Source organism: Affinibrenneria salicis, from assembly GCF_008710095.1.
Window position 1 is genome coordinate 374,172 of sequence record NZ_VYKJ01000003.1, and the last position, 20,819, is coordinate 394,990.

Consider the following 20,819-nt stretch of genomic DNA (forward strand, 5'->3'; position numbering starts at 1 on the left):
GCCGGGCGGGATATCGGGTTGCCATATATAAGGAAATGATCTGGATTGCTGCGCGGCGGCGCCCGGTTGGCGGGCGCGGAAAGGGGCCTGAATATGGCCCCGGCGGGAAAGCCGCTGTGTTCAACCGCCGCCGTTAGCGGGCCTGTGCATACCCGTCAGTTTGGCGGCGGCGAGTCGCGGATAACGTCTACAGGGCTAATTCAGCCTTAAGGAAATCCCAAAAGGCCTCAGCAAATTCAGTCGCCAGGCCGCCATCGGCGTTTTTCTCTAATCGGAGTTCGGTAAAGCCCGCTTCCAGTTCAGGCTGGAATGGGCGGATGCTCAGGCCTCGTCCAACAAACTCATGCGCTGAACATGGATCAGTGACGGCCAGTCCCGCTCCCTCCATAACCATTGAGCAGGCGGTGTGAGAATAATAAGTCTCAATCATCGATGCCTGATCAATCCCCTCCAGCTCCACACTAAGCCGCTTTGAAAAAATAGACCCGGGCTCAATGTCGATTAATTTCTCACCGACTAAATCTTCCCGGGTCAGCGTTTGCTTGCCGCACAGCGGGTGGCTGGATGGCAGCGCGACGACCGCAGGCATAGAACGGTGTTGGCACAGCATGCCTCTCCGTTCAAACTGGAAATCCACATACCCGAGCTCCACATTGCCCGACGCCACCCGTTCGATGACCGAAGGAGAGGGAAACGCATCCAGCGATACATGCAGACCCTCTCGTTCACGCACGAAACGAGCCAGGAAACGGCCAAGGATGCCGTTTGCTAACGCCGGCATTGCAACGATACGCAGCGTGCCTGAAAAATTTCGGCCAATATCCTCGGCCGCTTTACCTATACGCTCCAGTCCGATGAAGGCATTCTGCACCTCATGCATCAGAGCGAAGGCGGCGGAAGTCGGCATCAGTCGGTTTCCTTTGCGTTCGAACAGATGAAGACGAGTACTGCGTTCGAAATCGGCGATCAGGCGGCTGACGGCCGGTTGCGTTACGTAGAGGAGCTCTGCCGCCGCCGTTATCTGGCCGGTCAGCATCACCGCGCGAAACGCTTCAACTTGCCTCAGATTAAGGCGATTTGACTGGAACATAACATTTCCTTATACCTTGCGTGGTTCAGGCGCTGAAATGGCTACAGGTAGGATCTGCGCTAATATGAATTTGATTATCGCCTGCGTCGGGCGAATTTTTTTTCGTTTTATTAACAAGCTGATGTCATTGCCTGAGGTTAATAATCTCATTATTTCAATGGGTAAAATCAGAGCATAACGTTAAGTAATGCAAGCCTCGTAATTTTTAATTTCCCTCATTCTGTCCTCCATTGCAACACTGCGGAAACACAGCATTGAAAATGAGTCAGACGGAGGGTATGGGCAATGTCCGCTTTTGAATTGTTGTCCTTCGGTGAAGGTGGATGGGGATTTTTTCTCATCGAAGCTCTTGGCGTAACGCTCGCGCTGGCCGTCGCCGGCATGCTGTTGGGGATCATGCTGGGCCTGTGTGGTTCACTTGCCGCATTATCCAGCGTCCCCTTTCTGCGCGGCGTGGCGGTTTTTTACTCAACCGTGTTACGCGGCATACCGGATCTGCTGGTGATTTATCTGTTTTACTTCGGCTCGTCCAGCGCGCTGACCGCCGTTAGCCGTTTCTTTGGCGGGGAGGGATTCGTGGGCGTGCCGGCTTTTATTATCGGCGTGTGCGCGTTGGGTATCGTGTCCGGCGCTTATCTCACCGAGGTCTTTAGAGGCGCGATTCAATCGATCGACAAAGGCGAAATTGAGGCGGCTTTTGCTTTTGGAATGGGGTTAACGCTGCGAATCAAACGCATCGTGATCCCGCTTGCTGCCCGCCATGCTTTGCCGGGGATTGGCAATGTCTGGCAAATGATCCTGAAAGAGACCGCGCTTATTTCGGTGATTGGTGTCGTTGAGCTGATGCGTCAGGCGCAGATTGGCGGCGGCTCCACTCATCAGTATTTCACTTTTTATATGGCCGCCGCCGTGCTCTATTTCGGCGTTTCCTGGCTTTCAGGTCGTGGATTTGACAAAGCGGAAACGAGAACCATGCGTTCGATTCAACGCAATACGAAGCAAAAATCATGATGAATGAACTGAGCTTTTTATACGAAATGTTTATGCGGCTTATTCCTGGAATACCGCTGACCATTCAGCTTGCCGCCTCATCGGTATTTTTTGGCGGCATACTTGGCCTGATGCTGGCGCTGATGCGCACGTCGGGGTTATTTGTGCCGGACCTGTTTGCCCGCGGCTATATATCGCTGTTCAGGGGCACCCCCTTATTGGTGCAGCTCTACCTTATTTATTACGGCTTGAGCCAGTTTCCCGAATTGCGTTCCAGCGTGCTGTGGCCGTATTTACGCCAGCCGTGGTGGTGCGCCGTTTTTGCTCTGGCGCTCAACACGGCCTCTTATGTCGCCGAAATCATCAGAGGTTCGATCAGCACCGTTCCGCGCGGTCAAATTGAAGCGGCGATGGCATACGGCATGACGACCAGCCTGATGTACCGGCGGATCATTCTTCCCCAGGCGTTTGTTCGTATGCTGCCCGCGTACGGTAATGAAATTATTCTGATGGTAAAGGCGACCGCGCTGGCTTCGACCATCACCCTGATGGAGGTTACCGGACTGGCCGCTCAGGCCATTTCGGAAACTTACCGGCCTGTGGAGATATTTGCCGTCGCCGGGCTGATCTACCTGGGGCTGAATTATTTGACCGTTTATATCATACGTTTCCTTGAGCGGAGTTTATCGCCGACATCCGTTGTTTCAAAACACGCTCAGAACAGGAATTATTTCTGAGCGTTATTTAGGGCACGGTCGTTTACATTAAATCAGCGGGTCTCTGAGAGACTTAAGGAGAGAGAAAAGAGTCGTTGCCGTCCGGGAATATGCACGCGACTCTGACTGAGTTATATAAAAAATCGACACCTATGATAAGCGTCGTATTTACGTTTCACTTAAATGATGATCCGTTCCATTATCACATTCAGACATGACAGGGTAATAATATGAGACGTGCCATTGCCACTCTTTTTACAGCCGTCGCGCTCACTGCAACGGCAAGCGCCTGGGCTCAGGATAAAATTCGCGTAGCGACCGAGGGCGCTTTTGCTCCGTGGAATTTTACCAACGCTCAGGGGCAGCTTGATGGTTTTGAAATTGACTTCACCCATGAACTCTGCGCACGCATAAAAGCGGATTGCACTATTTATGCCCAGAACTGGGACGGTATTATTCCGTCAATCAAAACGGGTAAATACGACGTTATTATAGCCTCAATGGGCATCACCCCTAAACGCCGGGAAGTGATCGCTTTCTCGGATCCCTATGCTGCAACGGCCAACACCTTTTTGACCCTAAAAGATGGACCGTTGTCCACTCTGGCCGGCAACGGTGAAAGTCTCGGACTTGAAGCCGATAAGGCCAGAGTGGATGCCGTGGTAAAGGATCTGGCTACGCAAATGGACGGTAAGATTATTGGCGTTCAGACATCGACCACGGCGGCGTCATTCCTGGCGGATCGCCTGAAAGGGGTTGAGTTCCGTGAATATAAAACGATTGATGAAGCGAATCTCGATCTGATCGCCGGCCGCATTGACGCCGTGATGGCGGACGCCACGGTGCTGCACGAAGCGCTTAAAACTCCGGATATGAAAGAAGCGCATCTTACCGGACCATTGCTGTCGGGTAAAAATCTTGGCTCGGTTGCGATTGGTCTGCGTAAGGAAGATACCGCCCTCAAAGCGCAACTTGATGCGGGTATCCTTAAGATGCGCCAGGATGGTTCGCTGAAAAAACTCAGCGAAAAATGGTTTGGCCTGGATATTTCGCCAAAGGCTTAACGCATTGCAATAAACGGAATTACGCGATTTTTCACTTTCGATAAACGGGACCCCGCCGGGCGGTTTGCATCGGGGCAACCCTGCGTCCGTCTAAATGTTGGCCTGCCGGCGCCGGCGTTTTTTGGCCGATGCGGCGGTTTTACACCAGGCGTGCAGCGGCGGGAAGCTCCCGGTATGCGCGGGGATGACGGCCAGCGGGTAACCTGACCCGGGCCTCACGGCGCCGTGTAAGCGTCGCGCGGTCAGTGAAACGTCTCCCCGCCGGTAAAATGACCGACCCAGCCGGCGGGATTGGTAAAGATGCGGATAGCGGTAAAGTCCGGGTATTCGCCGCAGTCGAACCAGTGCGGCGTATTGGCCGGCACGCGCAGCAGATCGCCGGCGTCGCAGGTCAGCCGGAAAACGCGATCGCCGAGCGGGACGAAAAAGGTGCCGCTGCCGCGCACGAAAAAGCGCACCTCATCTTCGCTGTGGGTGTGTTCCTGCAGGAATTGCCGGCGCAGCGCCAGACGCTGCGGGTGATCCGGCGTCAGGCTGATCACATCGGATGAGGTATAGCCCTCCTGGCGTTTGAGTTGTTCAATCTCCGGCTGAAAATGCGCCAGCAGCGTTTCGCTATCGTCAATCCGGCCGATGCCGTCGGTGGACCAGCGCGCCAGCCGGATGCCGGCGCCGGCCAGCAGGGCGGCAATCTCGTCGAAGCGGGTCAGTTGCTGAAGCGGGCGCGCGATCTGCGGGCGCTGGTAGATGGCGAGTGTGGTCATGGCGCTGCCTCGGGTCCGATAATGAATAAGCTATCACCATTCTCTTTATAGGGATAAAAAACAAGACGCTTTCTTTATATCTTATTCCCGCGCCGGCGGAGTCGTTTTATTGTCGTTAATTCCTGCGGTTAATGGTTAATTCTATTTCTGATTGGTTAATACCTATTATCATTTTTGTTATTTAGACTGGCGCGAACCTGCTGTTAGCATTCCCGGCCATTACAATAAATCAGGATAATCAATCATGACCGTGCATCTTTTTCGTTCAGGTTTGCTGGCGTTGCTGGTGGCGGCGGCCGGCGGCGCGCAGGCCGCAGAGGAGGCGCTTTCACTCAAGGGAAAAACCATCGGCGTCGCCGTGGTGGGTACGCAACATTTTTGGGATCGCGAGGCGTATAAAGGGGCGAGCGCCGAGATAGAAAAACTGGGCGGCAATGTGGTCGGCGTGGACGGCGGGCGCGACAATCAGGTGCACGCCAATAACCACGATATTCTGCTGGCGCGCAAGGTGGATGCGGTCATCAGCATTCTGGGCGACAGCGCGGTGGAACCGAAGTTTAAGGCGCTGCGCGACGCCGGCATCCCGGTGTTTACCGTCGATCACGTCTCGCCGTACTCCATTAACAACACCACTTCCGACAACTATGCCATCGGATCGACCATCGGCCGTTATACGGCGGACGTGCTGGGCGGCAAGGGAAACATCGCGGTGTTCAACGCGTTTTCCAACGCGCTGCGCATCTGCGGTATTCGTTACGATCTGTGGAAATATGTACTGCAGGATTATCCCGGCATCAAAATTATTCAGCCGGAGCTGGCGGAGCAATACGCCAACTCGCCCGAAGACGCGCGCAAGAAAACGCTTGAGCTGCTGAGCCAGCACCCGAAAGGCACGCTGGATGCGATTCACGTGGCGTGCTGGGATCAGCCGGCCATCGGGGTGGTGCAGGCGCTGGAAGAGACCGGGCGCGATAAGGATGTGAAAGTGACGGCTATCGATGCCGGGCCGGAAACGCTGGAAATCATGGCGGAGAAAGACAGCCCGTTTGTCGCCAATGTGGCGCAGCAGCCGAAGCTGATCGGCACACTGTCGGCGCAAAATGTGGCGCGCTACTTTGCCGGCGCGACTCTGCTGCCGCAGACCTTTGTGCCGGTGCTGCCGGTGAAAGGGGCGGAGGAGGCCAAAGCCGCCTACCAGCGACTCGGCTACGGCGAACTGGAGTAGCGTATGGCGGCGGCGACTCCGGACACGCCGGCGCGGCAGGGGCTGGTGATGATGCAGATCGGCAAACAGTTCGCTGGAGTTAGCGCGCTGGACGATGTGTCGCTGCACGCTCGCCCCGGCGAAATCCACGGTCTGATCGGCGAAAACGGCGCGGGCAAGTCCACGTTGATCAAGATCCTCGCCGGGGTTTATAGCCCAGACCGCGGCAGTATTCTGTTTGACGGCCAGCCGCTGCGGCGCGTGACGCCGGCTACGGTCCACGCTCACGGCGTGCGGGTTATTCACCAGGAGTTACATCTGATCCCGCATTTTACCGTGGCGGAGTCGGTCTTTATCGGCCAGGAGCGCTGTCGCCGCTGGCTGGGACTCGATCGACGGGCGATGCGTCGTGCCGCCGGGCATTTCTTTCAGCATACGCTGAATCTGCCGCTGGACGTCGATCGGCTGATTAGCGACCTGAGCCTGGCGGAGCGTAAACTGGTGCAGATCGCCCAGGCGCTGATCGACGGTCAGGCCCGGCTGGTGGTGTTTGATGAGCCGACGGCGCCGCTTGAGGCGCGCGAAGCCGGGCGACTGCTGCAGGCGATTTTGGCGCTCAAGCGGCGCGGCATCGCCATTATCTACATTTCCCACTATCTCAACGAAATCGCCGATATTTGTGACAGTGTAACCATATTGCGCAACGGACGCCGGGTGAGCACGCTGGACGCGCCGGCGACCCGCGATATCGACCGCCTGATCCATCTGATGGTGGGGCGCGAAATCGCCACTCTGTTCGCCGCGCCGTCCCGGTCGGCGACAGGCGAACGGCCGTTTTTGCAGGTGGATCGCCTGACCGACGGACGTCATTTCCGGCCGGTCAGTTTTGCGCTGGCGCGCGGAGAAATCGTCGGCATCGCCGGTCTGCTGGGCTCGGGGCGCGAGGCGTTGATCGATACGCTGTATGGCTTAACGCCGTCGCGCGGCGGGCGCATTGTGATTGACGGCGTGGCGCGCCGCATTGCTTCGCCGGTGCAGGCCATCGCGCAGGGCATGGCGCTGATCCCGCGAGATCGGCGCCATCTGGGACTGATTTTGCCCTGGTCGGTGGCGGATAACATTAATCTCTCCTCGCTGCCGTCGGTAGCGCGCTTCGGCTGGCTGCGGCGGACCACCGCCCGCCTGCGGGCGCGCCAGCTGGCCGATAAGCTGGATATCCGGCCGCGCGAGGTCGGGCAGCCGGTGCGTTATCTGAGCGGCGGCAACCAGCAGAAAGTCATTCTGGCCCGCTGGCTGAGTACCGACAGCACGCTGTTTCTTCTCGACGAACCGACGCTGGGCGTGGATATCGGCGCCAGGGCGGAAATTTACCAGCTTACCCGCCAGCTGGCGGCGCAGGGACGCGGCGTGCTGGTGTCTTCCAGCGACGGCGGCGAACTGCTCGGCCTGTGCGATCGCATTCTGGTGATGTGGCGCGGCGAATGCATTGCGGATGTCAGTACCGAACAACTTACGCTGGATGCACTGCTGGCGTTGACCAGCGGCGGCCCGCAGAAGGAAGCGATATGTTAAGTCAGACCCGAACAGGGCGTGACGGCATTGGGGTGCCGGCGCTGATCGATAAAATCCCGCTGCTGTTGTTCGCCGCGCTGCTGCTGTTCCTGTGCGTACAGGCGCCGTATTTTCTCTCCTGGCAGAACGGCGCGATTATCCTGCGCCAGACGGCGCCGCTGGCGATACTCAGCTGCGGTCTGGCGTGCGTTATCCGCGGCGGCGGCGATGATGTGATCGCCGGCGGCATCGATCTGTCGCTGCCGGCTATCGCGGTGCTGGCGGTGGCGATCCTCAGTCACGGCCTGACCGGCGGCGCAGAGGGCTATGTGTGGCCGGCTCTGCTGGCGCTCGGCGCCGCGCTGCTGGCCGGCGCGCTGAATGTCGCGCTGGTGGTGGGGATCGGTCTGCCGCCGCTGCTGGCCACGCTGGCCTGTTCCGTGGCGCTGACCGGCCTCACCAACTGGCTGACCGGGCAGCGCCGTATCAGCGTGGACGACCCGGCCGTGGCGGCGTTCCGCGATAACAGTCTGTTCGGCCTGCCGCTGGCGGTGTGGTTCATGCTGCTGGTGTTCGCCGCGTTTCAATTTATTATCCACCACAGCCGCTGGGGCCAGCATCTGCTGGCGGCCGGCGGCAACCCGGAAAGCGCCCGCATGTCCGGGCTGTCGGTCAGCTCGCTGGTCGCCGGCTCCTACCTGCTGGCGGCGCTGGCGGCGGCGTTGGCCTCGCTGACGCTGTTGGCGCAGGGCTCCGGCAGTTCGCCCGGCACGGCGGAGCCGCTGCTGCTGGAGATGGTGCTGGCGACCTTTATCGGCGCTTCATTTTCCCGCCGGCGGGTGGTCACCCTCTGGGGCGCGCTGTTGGGCGCGCTGCTGGTCAATGCGTTATCCAACGGCCTGGCCCTGCTGCGGGTGGATATCTTCTGGCTGGGCGCCATCAAGGGCGCGCTGATTCTGCTGGTGCTCGGCGCGGCCTCGATACGGCAGCGGAGGCGCGGATCGTGAAGCTAAACGTGATGCCGTCCCCGGCGCGCCCCCGGCCGGGCAGCCCGCTGACGGCGCTGTTCGCCCGCTACGGTTTTCTGGTTATTCTGCTGGCGTTTCTGCTGTTTTTTGCGCTGAGCAACCCGCTGTTTCTGACGCCAGGCAACTGGGCCAATATCTTGCAGGGCAGCGCGGTGCTGCTGATCGTGGCGCTGGCGATGACGCTGGTGGTCGCCGCCGGCGGCATCGATCTGTCCGTCGGGGTGGCGCTGGACTTCGGCGCCGCGTTCGCCCTGGTGGCGCTCAAGGTCTATCATCTGCCGTGGCAGATCGCGGTGCTGGCGGCGCTGGCCGGCGGCGCGTTGATCGGCCTGCTGAACGCGGCGCTGATCATTTACTGCCGCATCAAACCCTTTCTGGCCACGCTGGGAACCTGGTTTATCGGCAGCAGCATCGAACGTATTTATACCGACGGCGGCGGTCCGATCGCCTATCGCCGCATGGCGGCGGGTTATCATGAGCTGGCGGTCGGCGAACTGTGGGGCGTGCCGCAGCCCATTCTGATCGCGCTGGCGCTGCTGGCGGTGTATTACCTGCTGTTTGAGCGCACCATCGCCGGCAAGCGTATTCACGCCGTCGGGCTGAACGCGCCGGCGGCGCTGATCGCGGGCGTCAACGTTCGGCGCACGCTGTTCTGGCTGCTGATTGCCGCGCCGGTTACCTGCGCCGTCGGCGGGGTGATTTTATCGGCCAATCTGCGTCAGTTCACTCCGCTGGCCGGTCAGGCCTATCTGATGGACGCCATCGCGGCGGTGTTTATCGGCACCGCCTTTCACCCGCACGGCCGGCCGAATGTGGCCGGCACGCTGATTGGCGTGCTGTTTCTCGCCATGATTGCCAACGGGTTGAATTTGATGGGGTTAAATTTCATGCTAAAAGACGCCCTGAGTGGCATTATTCTGGTGGTGGCGCTGGCGCTGTCGTTCCTGCAGGGGCGCCTGCGTCAACGTCAGTAGCCGGGGCGCAAAACGCAAAGGAGCCAACGTGAATCAGTTTGATGCGGTATTTGTCGGGTTAACCATTCTGGATATCGCCGGTCGTCCGGTCAGCGCCATCCCCGGGGGCGGCGAGGTGCGGTTTATTGAACAGATCCGGCTCAATCCGGCGGGCACCGCCAGCGGCGCGGCGATGAACGCGGCGAAGCTGGGCATCCGCACCGCGACCGCCGCCTGTCTGGGCGAGGATGAGAAAGCCGATTTTATTCTGGGCGTATACCGGCGACTCGGGATCGATTGTTCGCTGGTGCAGCGTACGCGCGAAGCGGAAACGTCGGCGACCATCCTGGCGATCCGACCGGACGGCGAACGCTCGGCGCTGCATTATCGCGGCGCCTCCGATCGGCTGTTTATTGACGAGCAGGCATTCGACGCGGTGTGCAATACGCGCTTTCTGCATCATGGCGGCACCGGTCTGCTGGCCGCGATGGATCGCGGCCAGAGCGAACGGCTGCTGCGCCATGCCAAAGCGCGCGGCGTTACCACCAGTCTGGATTTGATCGCCCCGGACAGCGCGACCCTCGGCTTGCTGACGCCGTTGCTGCCCTATGTCGATTATTTCATGCCGTCTCGTCAGGAGGCGCTTCAGCTGTCGGGGTGCGCAACGCTGGAGGATAGCGCGGCGTTCTTTCTTGAGCGGGGCGTGGGCGTGTGCATTTTCAAATCCGGCGCCGACGGATCGTATGTTTTCGGCCAGAACTTCTCGCTGCATATACCGGCTTATCGGGTCGAGGTGGCCGATACCACCGGCTGCGGCGACAGCTACTGCGGCGGATTTATCGCCGGACTGGCGCGCGGCTGGGCGCTGGAGCGCGCCTGTCAGCTCGGTTCGGCGGTGTCCGCGCTGGTGGCGACCGGACTGGGATCCGACGCCGGCGTGGTCGACTGGGAAAGCACCCTGAAGTTTATGGCGACCACGCCGACGCGCCAGAGCGGGTTACCGCCACTGATATAGCAACGGTTCGCCGCGGATAAAACGCTCCAGTTCGGCGGCGATCATCGCGGTGTGCCTGGTCAGGGTTTCCCGCGTGGCGCCGGCGATATGCGGAGTGATCACCACGTTATCAAATTCGGTGACGAACGGATGGTGGCGCCACAGCGGTTCGCTGTCGTAGACGTCGAGCGCCGCGCCGGCCAGCCGCCTGGCGCGCAGCGCGGCGATCAGATCGTCTTCCCGTATCACCGCCGCGCGCGAGGTATTGATCAGGCAGGCCTGCGCTTTCATCCGGTTGAGCAACGCGGCGCCGATCAGGCCTTTGGTCTGCGGCGTACTGTTCAGGTGCAGACTGACGAAGTCCGCCTCGGCGAACAGCGCCTCCAGCGTGGTTTTACGCACGCCGGGTTCGTCAATTTCCTCCGCCGCCACGTAAGGATCGGCGATCAGCAACTGCATGCCGAATGCGCGCGCCAGTCTGCCCACCCGTTTTCCGATGCTGCCATAGCCGACGATGCCCAGCGCCTTGTTGCGCAGCTCGCTACCCTTAAACACTTCATACGGGCTGTTCTTGTCCACGTCCCAGACCACGTCGTCGCGCAGGCCGGCCTGGGTACGCTGGCTATGCGGGTCGGCGCGCGTGAACTCCCCGCGTTTCAACGCCGCGTGCGCCTGCGGAATGTGGCGGGCGACGCTGAGCATCAGGGCCAGCGTCAGTTCGGCGGCGGCATCGGCGTTTCTGCCTGGCGTATAAATCACCGGGATGGCGCGATCGCGCGCGGCGGAGACGTCGACATTCACCGGGTTGGCGCGGGTGCAGGCGATAAGCCGCAGGCGCGGGCAGGCGGCGATCACGCCGGCGGTGATATCGTCGTAGCTGGTGACGATAACCTCCGCGTCATGGGCCAGCTCAATCAGCGCCGCTTCGCTCAGTTTGGGTTTGCCGACGGCCCAGCCGTCCAGCACCAGTTCGCCCAGTTGATGAAAGCGGGCGAGGTCGCCGCCGTATTCGGCGGTAAAAATAATTTTCATCAGGGATGCGTACCTTGTTCCGACAGCATATTTAGCGCCTGGCGCCGGGCTTGCCACAGCGGCTGCAACTGGTCGCGCAACTGACGAAAGACCGGAAACAGCGTTTGATAAGCACGGTGGGCGCGCGGGTGTGGGGTAAACGTCAGCCGGCCGTCGCCGCCCGCCAGGTCGGAGGGCACGATCTGTTCGCCGAGCGCCAGCGCCGCCAGCATCGCCGCGCCGCGCGCGCTCAATTCCTTCGTCGGACTGGCGATAACCTGACGTCCGGTGCAGTCGGCGATGATTTGCAGCCACCAGGGCGAGGCCGCGCCGCCGCCGGCGATATAGAGATCGCCGGCGGCGGGCGAATCGGCCAGCGCGTCGTGAATGGCGTAGGCCAGCCCTTCGAACACCGCGCGCAGCAGATGGTCATTCGTGGTGTGCTGGCCGATGCCGAAGAACCCCGCCCGTGCGCCCGGGCTGTAAAACGGCGCGCGCTCGCCGTTCAGATAGGGCTGATAGAACACGCCGTCGCTGCCCGGCGCGATGCGGGAGATGCGCGCGCCTAATTGTTCGAAATCGGCGTTCCCCGCCAGCTGCGCCAGCGCCCAGTCGATATTGGGCGTGCCGGACTGCATGGCGAACAGGTTGAGGTAGTGCTGCGGCCAGGCGTGAGCGACAAAGCGCGTCTTTGGGCTGACGCGATCCAGCCCGCGACAGACAATGCCGGTGCAGCAGGTGGTGCCGAGAATGGTGAAAATATCGCCGTCGCGCACCGCGCCGATGCCGAGCGCCGCGGCCGAGACGTCCAGCGCGCCGGCGCCGACCGGCGTGCCGGGCGGCAGCCCGGTCAGGGCGGCGATGTCGTCGCTCAGCGCGCCCGCTATTTCCCTCGACCCCAGCAGCGGCGGGAACAGGTGGCGGTAGGGCCGCAGGTCGAGCGCGTCCAGCACGGTTTCCGACAGCGTTTCGCGTCGCAGATCCAGCAGCGAGGTGCCGGCGTCGGTGAATTCAAGATTCGCTTTGCCGGTCAGGCGAAAGCGCACCCAGTCTTTGGCGAAGAAAAAGTGATGCGCGGCGCGCAGCGTTTGCGGCTGGTGACGCGCCAGCCAGCTCAGCAGCATACTGCTGTTGCAGGGCAGCGGCGGGGAGCCGGTTTCGGCGAACAGCGCGGCTTCCAGCGTCGCATCCTGTTTTATCTGTTCCACGCGGCGCGCCGTGCGGGTATCGCTCCACAGAATGGCGCGGCGGATAGGGGCGCCGTGCCGATCGCTCAGCCATACGCCTTCCCCCTGGCCCGTCAGCCCGATGGCTTTCAGCCGGCCCTGACGCAGCAGCGGAGAGCGCGCCAGACGGGTCAGCGTCGACAGCACACCGTCCCACAGCGCGGCCATATCCTGTTCGGCATAGCCGGCGCCGGACGTCTCGGCGACGTTGGCGGCGGAGGCGATCTGCCGTTCATTAAACGCGGCGTCGAACAGCACGGATTTCACTTTCGAGGTGCCGATATCGATGCCAATGTAATAGTCCATCCGTCACTCACCTTACTGTATTGCGGGGCGAAATCAGGGTAATGGAAAATCCGGCCGCGCTATATTCCGATATCGGTAAAGCAAATCAGCGGAAAGGAAATAACCCGGCGCGCCGCCGGGCCGACAGTCAGAGGTTATTTTGCTGGGTGTTCAGCGCCTGGCGTAAATCGTCGATCAAATCCTGCGGGTTTTCGATGCCGACCGACAGGCGCAAGAGCTGCGGCGTTATCCCTTTCTGCAGCCGCTTCTCCAGCGGCATTGAGGCGTGCGTCATGGCGAAGGGCTGGCTAATCAGGCTTTCGACGCCGCCCAGACTCTCCGCCAGGGTAAACAGCCGGGTGCGCTGGATGACCGCGCGGGCATAGTCCTCATCGCCCTGCAGTCGTACGGAAATCATGCCGCCCGCGGCGGACATCTGGCGCTGCGCCAGCGCGTACTGAGGGTGGGCGGGCAGCCCGGGGTAGTAGACCTGCGCCACTTGCGGCTGTCGCTCCAGCCAGCGGGCGATCTGCAGCGCGTTGTCGCTGTGGCGCGTCAGGCGCAGCGCCAGCGTACGGATGCCCCTCAGCGTGAGGAAACTGCTGAACGGGTCGAGTATGCCGCCCACCGCATTTTGCAAAAAGGCCAGCTGCGACGCCAGTTCGGGCTTATCGCCGACCACCGCCAGCCCGGCGATCACGTCCGAATGACCGTTCAGATATTTAGTGGCCGAGTGAACCACGATGTCGAAGCCGAGATCCAGCGGCCGCTGCAGGGCCGGCGACGCGAAGGTGTTATCCGCCACGCTGATCAGGCCATGCCGGCGGGCGATGGCGGATATCGCCGCCAGATCCGCCAGTTTCAGCAGCGGGTTGGTCGGGGTTTCCACCCAGATCATGCGGGTCTGCGCGGTAATCGCCTGTTCCAGCGCCTGGGTATCGGCCGGATCGACATAGGTGATCTGCAGCCCGGCGGAGCGTTTACGCACGTTTTCCAGCAGTCGCCAGCTGCCGCCGTAGAGATCGTCTACCGCCACCACATGGCTGCCGTGGTCGATCAGTTCAAGAATGGCGGCGCTGGCGGCCAGCCCGGAGGCAAAGGCGAATCCGCGGCTGCCGCCCTCCAGTTGCGCGATGGCGGCTTCCAGCGCGCTGCGGGTCGGGTTGCCGCTGCGCGAATACTCGTAGCCGCTGTGTTCGCCCGGAGCGGTTTGCGCAAAGGTCGAGGTGGCGTAAATAGCCGGCATCACCGCGCCGGTGCTGTCCGGGGTGTAGCCCGCGTGGACGGTCTGGGTATCAAAACGGCTCATAGCGTATTCCTCGTAGCAAAAAAACGGTGAGTCACCGCGGCGAGATTCAGCGCAGCGTCTGGCGCCAGTGGTTCAGTACATCCGTGCGGGTTATCAGGCCGAGAAAGCGTTCGCCGTCCAGAATAATGGCGACGTGTCCGCGATCGAAGGTGGCCAACAGATCGTCGTGCGAGGCGGATTTATCCAGCGTGTTTAGTCGGCTGGACATGGCGTCGCGCGCGCTGAGCGAGAAATGCCGCGCGTTTTTCTTCAGGCTGTTGAGCAGATCCCATTCGTCGATAATGCCCACCACCCGATCGTTCTCCAGCACCGGCAATTGCGAGATGTCGTACAGCCGCATGCGGGCGTGCACCAGCGCCAGCCGGTCATCGGGGGAGACCGATACCGTCGCGCCTTCGTCGTGGCGATAGGTAATCAGATCGCGCAGATCGCCGTGCGGCGGGCGCTGAATCAGCCCTTGTTCGACCATCCAGTAATCGTTGAACATTTTGGAAAGATATTTATTGCCGCTGTCGCAGATCAGACTGACCACCCGTTTGGGCTCCGTCTGCGCGCGGCAGTAGCGCAGCGCGGCGGCCAGCAGGGTGCCGCTGGACGAGCCGGCCAGCACGCCCTGTTTGCGCAGAAGCTCGCGCGCCGCGCCAAAGGATTCGCTATCGCTGATCGAATAGGCCTGTTTGACCCGGCTAAAGTCGGCCAGTTGCGGAATAAAGTCTTCGCCGATGCCTTCCACCCGCCAGCTTCCCGCTTCGCCTTGCGCGCCGTCGCGCAGATAGCCGGTCAGAATCGAACCTTGCGGATCGGCCAGCACGAATTCGGTTTGCGGCGATACCTGCGCGAAGTAGCGGCTGAGGCCGCCCAGCGTGCCGCCGGAGCCGACGCCCACCACGACGGCGTCAATCCGCTGCTCCAACTGTCGCCACAGCTCCGGGCCGGTCGTGCGATAGTGGGCTTCCGGGTTGGCCGGGTTGTTGAACTGGTCGATGTAATAAGCGCCGGGCAGTTCCGCCGCCAGCCGGCGGGCGTAATCCTGATAATACGTCGGATGTCCTTTGGCGACATCCGAGCGCGTGAGCCGTACTTCCGCGCCCAGCGCGCGCAGATGGAAGATTTTTTCCCGGCTCATTTTATCCGGCACCACCAGCAACAAACGATAGCCTTTGAGCGCGGCCACCAGCGCCAGTCCCAGTCCGGTATTGCCGGCCGTGGCTTCGACAATCGTCCCGCCGGGTTTAAGCCAGCCTTGCCGTTCGGCATGTTCGATCATCGATAGCGCGACCCGATCTTTAATCGAACCGCCGGGGTTTTGGTTCTCCAGCTTGATAAAAAGTCGGCACGGGCCGGTGTCAAACTGCGTCAGTTCAAGTAACGGCGTGCGGCCGATAAGATCGAGCACGGAGGTCGGAATGGTCATCGTTTTTCACTCTGCAATCAACCGCGGGCCACCATAGTAGATCTGCGTTAAAGGCGGACGAACGAAATAAATCACCAATGAATATGCATATTTGTGATATAAAATCCCGTTTTAGCCATATGGATGTACGGCGGCGCAGCGGTTTAGACGTCGATACCGCCGTCTGCTCTGGGCGAACGCGCGGCCTGGCGCGCTACCCCGCCGGCCCACGACGCCGGCGCGCGCGTCGATGTTGATACCCGACGCGCCTTTCCTCCGGCAACCCGATTTGATCTTTCAGACAAGGCAAGTTCGCTCGCCTCTGGTATAGTTGCTCGAATGTTAATTTCGTGAGTCATCCTGGCGGTTGTGACGGGCGCCGGCCGCGCCGGACGATGAGGCTTCCCGGCCTGAAGCCGGGCGCAGGCGCATCGATTGGTCCGCCGCCGGGACAAGGACGGAGATAGCCCATTGATGCAGCCGAGAGGATCTAAACCATGACCAGCGCTGAACGTATACCCGCCGTATTTAACGCGCAAAAAGCGTTTTTTTCGTCTTACCAAACCCGGGACGTCGCCTTCAGGAAAGCGGCGTTGCACAAACTGAAAGAGACTATTCTGGCCAATCAGGCGTTGATTTACGATGCGCTGGATAAGGATCTGGGTAAATCCCGGCAGGTGGTCGACCTGGCGGAAATAGGCGCGGTGATGCTGGAGCTGGATAGCGCGTTAAAGCATATTGACCAGTGGAGCCAGGATGAAGAGGTGGATGCCGGTGAGCGGTTAGCGCCCTCGCGCTGCGTGGTGCGGCATGAACCGTTAGGCGTTTGCTATATCATCGGACCGTTTAATTATCCGTTTAATCTCACGCTGTGTCCGCTGATTGGCGCCCTGGCCGCCGGCAATACCGCGATTTTGAAGCCGTCCGAGCTGACGCCCCATACTGCCGAAGTGATAGAAAAAGTGATTGCCGAGGCGTTTCCCGCTGACTATGTCGCGGTGATCCAGGGGGGACGTGAGGAAAATACCGCGTTGCTCGCCCTGCCGTTCGACCTGTTCTTTTTCACCGGCAGCCCCGGCGTCGGTAAAATCGTGATGGAAGCCGCGGCCAAACATCTCACGCCGGTGGTGCTGGAACTGGGCGGCAAATGCCCGGTGCTGGTGTGCGAGGATGCGGATATCGACCAGTTGGTGGAAAGTCTGGCATTCGCTAAATTCATCAACAGCGGTCAGACCTGTATTGCGCCGGATTATGTGCTGGTGGACCGGCGCGTTCACTCAACGCTGATGGCGAAACTGATCCCCTGGATCCAAAAAGGCTACGCCGACCCGAAATCCAACGGCAAAATCGTTACTGAAAAACAGATTGAAACCCTCAACGGCTACCTTGAAAAAACGCAGGGCGCCATTGTGCTGGGCGGCGTCAGCGAAGGGGAAAACAGGTATTTTCAGGCCAGCGTGATTGATGACGTCGACTGGTCGGACGCGTTGATGCAGCAGGAGATCTTCGGTCCGTTATTGCCGATCATTATCTATGACGACATTGAGCGCGCCATCGAACAGGTTAATCGCCACCATCCGAAACCGCTGGCGTTTTATGTGTTCACGAAAGATGAACGGCGGGGCAACCAAATTATTAATCAGATTCAGTCGGGCGATGCCCAGGTTAATAGTATTTTAACCCATGCGTTTACCTCGGCCCTGCCATTCGGCGGCATCGGTCCTTCCGGCATGGGCGAGTACCACGGGAAATACAGCTTTGCCGCTTTTAGCCACCGTAAGTCCATTCGCTTTGTCGCGTAAGTAAAGGCGGCACGCATAAAAGGCGCTTACCCGTCGCGGCCGTGCGCTCAACGCTTGCTCACGTCCGCATCGGTTATGCGCGGCTGAGACTGAGGGCAATGAACGGCGGCCGCCGGGCGAGAAAAACGCGGCGCGATGCGTGAACCGTCTGTGGTTAATAATGCGATTTTGTCGGCGGTCCGTCTCTGTTTTTTATAAGATGACGGCATGAACGACAAAAACGGGCAACTCAATTTATGCGACATCGCGTACCCGCTCCCGACAACCAGCACTCGGCCGAATTCATCATCGCCGGCGAGATCCGCTTTGGTCCCGCTTACTTCTCATTAGCGCTGGACGGCCTTGTCCTGCCTGAAAGGCTGTTCGGCAATGAGGCGCTATGGTCGCCCGATTCGCGTTATCTGGCGGTTCAGGAGTGGCTTGCCGTCGCCGGGGACAGGGGGCCGCATACGGCGTTGCTGTGTCTCGATATCACGACGCAGACGCTGCGTCGCGTATCCAGCGCCAGCGGGGGATTTATCACTCCCCTGCGCTTCGAAGCCGATAAGCTGATTTATCATAAGCGCTACTTTAGCGCCGGCGGCGAACGCTGCATTGAATATGAGATTGCGTTTGCCGCGCTGCCGGACTGGGAGCCGCTGACGATGTCCTGACCCGTGCGGACGGTTATCGCTTCGCCGCGCGTCAATCCTCCCAGTGAAACAGCGCGTCGAAGTAGGTAAAACCGCGGTCCGTCAACAGCGTGGGAACGTGGAGGTCAGGCGGCAGGGGCCTCTCCAGTTGCTGCCGGGAGAGCCGAATGAGGCCGCCGCTCTCAAGCAGGAGCTGGACCTGCTGGCTCAGGGAAAGTACGGCGGGCGTATTCAGCCGATCAATCATAGCGAATTCGGGCAGATAGCTGCTTGCGCTGCGGGCGAGCCAATGTTTTTCGCCTTCCATAAAGACAAAGTAAGGCGCGCGCCGGTTTAGCAGAACAACCAGTCCGGTATGCGCTTCGCCGTCGCGCGGCGGTCGTCGGACATTAAATTGCGGGGTTGTCTGGTAGAACCAGGCGTCGACGAAAGAAGCATAGCCGGAGCCGTAATGTTTCCATTCGATGCGCGACATTGTTCTGGTCACGCGCATGATTTGCGCACAAAGGCCTTTCAGATAATGGTCGATCGTCGATTCGTCGTTACTGCACCAGGGGTACCGATCGGAAAGGGTTTGCTGAGACGATAGCAGGCATTCGATCGCCTGCGGCGAGAGTGAAAAGGGCGGCGAAACATCGGCGTCGGGGTTTGAGGGTTTAACAGGCATTAGCTTGCTGTACTCGTGCTGAGGATAGGGTCCAACGCAATATATTAGCTTTTCTCCCTGACTCGCGCACCCTGCCGTTGTATTCACGACAGCCCGGCGCGCGGCGCGGGTCATCTTGCGTATGGCAATATGGCCGATCGGCATGCTATAAATGATCGCCGCGGTTGTCGACAAATTGCCGGCGAGTCCGGGATGGCCGGGTCTGCGGCGGCGAGGGGCGGGACAGGACGCATCTCTGCGCTTCGCCCGGCGGCGCGACCGTTGTCCGCATTTGCTGCGGGCGAAGTGGTCGATGCTTTAGGCCGTCACGCGCGTTCCCCGATAACCCACGTTGTCAGCAATCTGCTCTCCGTCGTTAAATTTTGGGATAAGGGTTTCCGTCATGATAAAAGTCCTGGGAAGAGCGTCCTCGATCAATGTTCGCAAGGTGCTGTGGACCTGCCATGAACTTGACCTCCCTTTCGAACATGAAGCATGGGGGCAGGGTGCGCTATCGCTGTCATCGCCCGAGTTCCTCGCCGTCAATCCAAACGCGATGGTTCCGGTGCTGGTCGATGAAGATCTGGTGCTCTGGGAGTCCAATACCATTTGCCGTTATCTGGCCAGCGTTTACGGCGACGCCGGGCGCGAACTTGTTCCGCCGCAGCCCCGGGCGCGCGCTCAGGTGGAGAAATGGATGGACTGGCAGGCGACGGAATTGAACAATGCCTGGCGCTATGCATTTATGGCGCTGGTGCGCAAAAATCCGGCCTGGGGAGACGGTCAGGCCGTTGAGGCCAGTATTCAGAACTGGAACCGGCACATGACCATCCTGGACGCCGCGCTTGGGCAAGGCGGGCCGTTTGTCTGCGGCGCTGCGTTTACCCTGGCGGACATCGTCCTCGGTCTGTCGACCCATCGCTGGTACTCGACCCCGTTCACCCGGCCCGAATTACCGCACGTTGCGCGCTTTTATCAGCAGCTTTGTCAGCGCCCTGGTTTTCTTAAATACGGCAACAATGGCGAACCCTGATTTTTCCGCTGCCTGTAGCCTTCGCATGGCGGCATGGGAAAGTAACGATGGCGTGCAGGCGTAAATCAGGATGATGGCGATATCAGGGATGTTTGCCGCGCAATTATGTATGCGCCGGCATCTCCCACACTCTGCCGCCGGCGCGTTCAAACGCGGCCAGCGTTTCGCTGGCCGTCTGCCGCGCCTCCGCGTCCGGGCTGAATATGTCGCGGTAGAAAAGGCGCGGCGGCGTATATCGTTGGCGGTACGTCTGGAATGACAGGCCTTGCGCCGCTGGCACGCTTTCTTCCGCGCGGATCAGCCAGACGCAGCGCAGGTCTGAACGCGTCAGCGCCTGGTTGATGCGGGCTTCGGCCTGTATGAATCCCGCAAGGTCGGCGGCGGCGCAGAGATACTCTTCCGCCGTGAGTTCCGTCACCACGATTTCGTTGTTTTCCCGGCTGGTCAACGCGATCCAACCATCTGTCAGCCAATCCACGTCGGCGGAAAAGCGCACTGTTGGAAAGGTTTTGCCGGTGGCGGCGGAATGCAGCCAGAGTATGCCATCGTAGATCTTGCGCATTGTCGTCCGTCGTTGATGTCACCAGACCTCGTCCGGTGGGGAATCCTCGGGTTTAAGCATTTTGCCCGCCGATCGTCATCAGGGCCAGCGCCGCGTCGTATACTTTGCTCGTCACACGATCGGCATCGGCGTGTTGGCGGCGCCAGGCCCGATACGCCGGCGTATCGACCAGCGGCACGTAATCATTAAAACTCCCCATGCCGCCGTAAACCGATCGTATCGAAAGGGAGAGCTCGTTAAGCTCCACCTGTTCAAAACCTGTCTCCAGCAGCCGATTGGCGACGGAAAGCGAATGTTCAAAATGCGTTGTCCAGCCGCACTGGCTATCCAGCCGCAGCAGTTCGCACAGCAGTTCGAGATATTCCGTCAGCGCGCGCAATTGTTTACGCCGCACGGTTACGGCTATTTTCATAAGGATAACGCCCGTCTTTAACGCGCGCCGTACCGCAGCGCTGAAATAAACCGCTTTATCATGACGATAACCGCCGGTCCTGTAAACGTCCGTCCTTGCGCGGCAGAGGAGAAAAGTATGCGGCGAAGGGCCAGGAGTATGCCGTACCCGCCAT

Annotated in this window: 20 protein-coding genes; 11 read left to right on the forward strand and 9 right to left on the reverse strand. The window is 60.2% G+C overall.

Annotated elements, in window-relative coordinates:
- Window positions 1-187: 187 nt before the first annotated feature.
- Window positions 188-1,090, reverse strand: a complete 903-nt coding sequence (locus FJU30_RS08820; protein WP_150434580.1) for a LysR substrate-binding domain-containing protein — start codon at window positions 1,088-1,090, stop codon at window positions 188-190.
- 285 nt (window positions 1,091-1,375) lie between these two features.
- Between FJU30_RS08820 and FJU30_RS08825 the strand changes: the two genes are divergently transcribed.
- From FJU30_RS08825 to FJU30_RS08835, 3 genes are all read left to right on the forward strand, one after another.
- A complete protein-coding gene (locus tag FJU30_RS08825) occupies window positions 1,376-2,101 on the forward strand; it encodes an ABC transporter permease (protein WP_150434581.1) in 726 nt (241 codons plus the stop codon).
- Complete coding sequence (locus FJU30_RS08830) at window positions 2,098-2,817, forward strand: ABC transporter permease (protein ID WP_223881538.1); 720 nt, start codon at window positions 2,098-2,100, stop codon at window positions 2,815-2,817. The genes FJU30_RS08825 and FJU30_RS08830 overlap by 4 nt, the downstream gene beginning before the upstream one ends.
- A 209-nt stretch (window positions 2,818-3,026) precedes the next feature.
- Complete coding sequence (locus FJU30_RS08835; RefSeq protein WP_150434582.1) at window positions 3,027-3,860, forward strand: lysine/arginine/ornithine ABC transporter substrate-binding protein; 834 nt, start codon at window positions 3,027-3,029, stop codon at window positions 3,858-3,860.
- 242 nt (window positions 3,861-4,102) lie between these two features.
- Here the strand turns inward: FJU30_RS08835 and FJU30_RS08840 are convergent, their stop codons facing one another.
- Entirely contained in the window at window positions 4,103-4,624 is a 522-nt protein-coding gene (locus tag FJU30_RS08840) for a 1,2-dihydroxy-3-keto-5-methylthiopentene dioxygenase (protein WP_150434583.1), read from the reverse strand.
- A gap of 244 nt (window positions 4,625-4,868) precedes the next feature.
- Between FJU30_RS08840 and FJU30_RS08845 the strand changes: the two genes are divergently transcribed.
- Genes FJU30_RS08845 through FJU30_RS08865 form a run of 5 tightly spaced genes read left to right on the forward strand, consistent with a single transcriptional unit; the run spans window position 4,869 to window position 10,375 of the window.
- Window positions 4,869-5,849, forward strand: coding sequence for a sugar ABC transporter substrate-binding protein (locus tag FJU30_RS08845; protein WP_191091551.1), 981 nt, complete (start codon window positions 4,869-4,871; stop codon window positions 5,847-5,849).
- A 3-nt stretch (window positions 5,850-5,852) separates the two neighbouring features.
- On the forward strand, window positions 5,853-7,400 hold the full coding sequence (locus tag FJU30_RS08850) for a sugar ABC transporter ATP-binding protein (RefSeq protein WP_150434584.1): 1,548 nt from the start codon (window positions 5,853-5,855) through the stop codon (window positions 7,398-7,400).
- Window positions 7,394-8,386 (forward strand): ABC transporter permease, encoded by a 993-nt coding sequence (locus tag FJU30_RS08855; protein ID WP_150434585.1) that lies wholly within the window; start codon window positions 7,394-7,396, stop codon window positions 8,384-8,386. The genes FJU30_RS08850 and FJU30_RS08855 overlap by 7 nt, the downstream gene beginning before the upstream one ends.
- Window positions 8,387-8,397: 11 nt before the next feature.
- Window positions 8,398-9,381, forward strand: coding sequence for an ABC transporter permease (locus tag FJU30_RS08860; protein WP_150434698.1), 984 nt, complete (start codon window positions 8,398-8,400; stop codon window positions 9,379-9,381).
- A gap of 28 nt (window positions 9,382-9,409) precedes the next feature.
- Window positions 9,410-10,375, forward strand: coding sequence for a carbohydrate kinase family protein (locus FJU30_RS08865; RefSeq protein ID WP_150434586.1), 966 nt, complete (start codon window positions 9,410-9,412; stop codon window positions 10,373-10,375).
- Here FJU30_RS08865 and FJU30_RS08870 read toward each other — a convergent pair.
- The 4 genes from FJU30_RS08870 to FJU30_RS08885 form a co-directional block, all read right to left on the reverse strand.
- The gene (locus FJU30_RS08870; protein WP_150434587.1) at window positions 10,358-11,386 is read right to left on the reverse strand and encodes a 2-hydroxyacid dehydrogenase; all 1,029 of its coding nucleotides are present in this window, start codon (window positions 11,384-11,386) and stop codon (window positions 10,358-10,360) included. The two genes, FJU30_RS08865 and FJU30_RS08870, sit on opposite strands and share 18 nt — an antisense overlap.
- Window positions 11,386-12,897, reverse strand: coding sequence for an FGGY-family carbohydrate kinase (locus FJU30_RS08875; protein ID WP_150434588.1), 1,512 nt, complete (start codon window positions 12,895-12,897; stop codon window positions 11,386-11,388). Before FJU30_RS08875 ends, FJU30_RS08870 begins: the two co-directional genes overlap by 1 nt.
- Window positions 12,898-13,024: 127 nt before the next feature.
- A complete protein-coding gene (locus FJU30_RS08880; RefSeq protein WP_150434589.1) occupies window positions 13,025-14,185 on the reverse strand; it encodes a trans-sulfuration enzyme family protein in 1,161 nt (386 codons plus the stop codon).
- A 46-nt stretch (window positions 14,186-14,231) separates the two neighbouring features.
- Window positions 14,232-15,599, reverse strand: coding sequence for a pyridoxal-phosphate dependent enzyme (locus FJU30_RS08885; protein WP_150434590.1), 1,368 nt, complete (start codon window positions 15,597-15,599; stop codon window positions 14,232-14,234).
- A 476-nt stretch (window positions 15,600-16,075) separates the two neighbouring features.
- Here FJU30_RS08885 and mdlD point away from each other — a divergent pair, with 476 nt between their 5' ends.
- Window positions 16,076-17,380, forward strand: a complete 1,305-nt coding sequence (mdlD, locus tag FJU30_RS08890; protein WP_150434591.1) for an NAD(P)-dependent benzaldehyde dehydrogenase MdlD — start codon at window positions 16,076-16,078, stop codon at window positions 17,378-17,380.
- Window positions 17,381-17,616: 236 nt separating this feature from the next.
- A complete protein-coding gene (locus FJU30_RS08895; RefSeq protein ID WP_150434592.1) occupies window positions 17,617-18,033 on the forward strand; it encodes a hypothetical protein in 417 nt (138 codons plus the stop codon).
- Between the two features lie 31 nt (window positions 18,034-18,064).
- Here FJU30_RS08895 and FJU30_RS08900 read toward each other — a convergent pair whose 3' ends face one another.
- Entirely contained in the window at window positions 18,065-18,679 is a 615-nt protein-coding gene (locus FJU30_RS08900; RefSeq protein ID WP_150434593.1) for a hypothetical protein, read from the reverse strand.
- Between the two features lie 382 nt (window positions 18,680-19,061).
- On the opposite strand from FJU30_RS08900, the gene FJU30_RS08905 reads away from it, so the two are divergent.
- Window positions 19,062-19,691 (forward strand): glutathione S-transferase family protein, encoded by a 630-nt coding sequence (locus FJU30_RS08905; RefSeq protein WP_150434594.1) that lies wholly within the window; start codon window positions 19,062-19,064, stop codon window positions 19,689-19,691.
- A 103-nt stretch (window positions 19,692-19,794) separates the two neighbouring features.
- Here FJU30_RS08905 and FJU30_RS08910 read toward each other — a convergent pair whose 3' ends face one another.
- Window positions 19,795-20,253, reverse strand: a complete 459-nt coding sequence (locus tag FJU30_RS08910; RefSeq protein WP_150434595.1) for a hypothetical protein — start codon at window positions 20,251-20,253, stop codon at window positions 19,795-19,797.
- Window positions 20,254-20,305: 52 nt separating this feature from the next.
- Window positions 20,306-20,665: a DUF6966 domain-containing protein gene (locus tag FJU30_RS08915; RefSeq protein ID WP_150434596.1), complete on the reverse strand. Its 360-nt coding sequence runs from the start codon at window positions 20,663-20,665 to the stop codon at window positions 20,306-20,308.
- Window positions 20,666-20,819 lie beyond the last annotated feature (154 nt).

Bases quoted from the DNA above. Each gene is read 5' to 3' on its own strand.
- FJU30_RS08820 (WP_150434580.1), bottom strand. From the start codon at position 1,090: ATGTTCCAGTCAAATCGCCTTAATCTGAGGCAAGTTGAAGCGTTTCGC.
- FJU30_RS08825 (WP_150434581.1), top strand. From the start codon at position 1,376: ATGTCCGCTTTTGAATTGTTGTCCTTCGGTGAAGGTGGATGGGGATTT.
- FJU30_RS08830 (WP_223881538.1), top strand. From the start codon at position 2,098: ATGATGAATGAACTGAGCTTTTTATACGAAATGTTTATGCGGCTTATT.
- FJU30_RS08835 (WP_150434582.1), top strand. From the start codon at position 3,027: ATGAGACGTGCCATTGCCACTCTTTTTACAGCCGTCGCGCTCACTGCA.
- FJU30_RS08840 (WP_150434583.1), bottom strand. From the start codon at position 4,624: ATGACCACACTCGCCATCTACCAGCGCCCGCAGATCGCGCGCCCGCTT.
- FJU30_RS08845 (WP_191091551.1), top strand. From the start codon at position 4,869: ATGACCGTGCATCTTTTTCGTTCAGGTTTGCTGGCGTTGCTGGTGGCG.
- FJU30_RS08850 (WP_150434584.1), top strand. From the start codon at position 5,853: ATGGCGGCGGCGACTCCGGACACGCCGGCGCGGCAGGGGCTGGTGATG.
- FJU30_RS08855 (WP_150434585.1), top strand. From the start codon at position 7,394: ATGTTAAGTCAGACCCGAACAGGGCGTGACGGCATTGGGGTGCCGGCG.
- FJU30_RS08860 (WP_150434698.1), top strand. From the start codon at position 8,398: ATGCCGTCCCCGGCGCGCCCCCGGCCGGGCAGCCCGCTGACGGCGCTG.
- FJU30_RS08870 (WP_150434587.1), bottom strand. From the start codon at position 11,386: ATGAAAATTATTTTTACCGCCGAATACGGCGGCGACCTCGCCCGCTTT.
- FJU30_RS08875 (WP_150434588.1), bottom strand. From the start codon at position 12,897: ATGGACTATTACATTGGCATCGATATCGGCACCTCGAAAGTGAAATCC.
- FJU30_RS08880 (WP_150434589.1), bottom strand. From the start codon at position 14,185: ATGAGCCGTTTTGATACCCAGACCGTCCACGCGGGCTACACCCCGGAC.
- FJU30_RS08885 (WP_150434590.1), bottom strand. From the start codon at position 15,599: ATGACCATTCCGACCTCCGTGCTCGATCTTATCGGCCGCACGCCGTTA.
- mdlD (WP_150434591.1), top strand. From the start codon at position 16,076: ATGACCAGCGCTGAACGTATACCCGCCGTATTTAACGCGCAAAAAGCG.
- FJU30_RS08895 (WP_150434592.1), top strand. From the start codon at position 17,617: ATGCGACATCGCGTACCCGCTCCCGACAACCAGCACTCGGCCGAATTC.
- FJU30_RS08900 (WP_150434593.1), bottom strand. From the start codon at position 18,679: ATGCCTGTTAAACCCTCAAACCCCGACGCCGATGTTTCGCCGCCCTTT.
- FJU30_RS08905 (WP_150434594.1), top strand. From the start codon at position 19,062: ATGATAAAAGTCCTGGGAAGAGCGTCCTCGATCAATGTTCGCAAGGTG.
- FJU30_RS08910 (WP_150434595.1), bottom strand. From the start codon at position 20,253: ATGCGCAAGATCTACGATGGCATACTCTGGCTGCATTCCGCCGCCACC.
- FJU30_RS08915 (WP_150434596.1), bottom strand. From the start codon at position 20,665: ATGAAAATAGCCGTAACCGTGCGGCGTAAACAATTGCGCGCGCTGACG.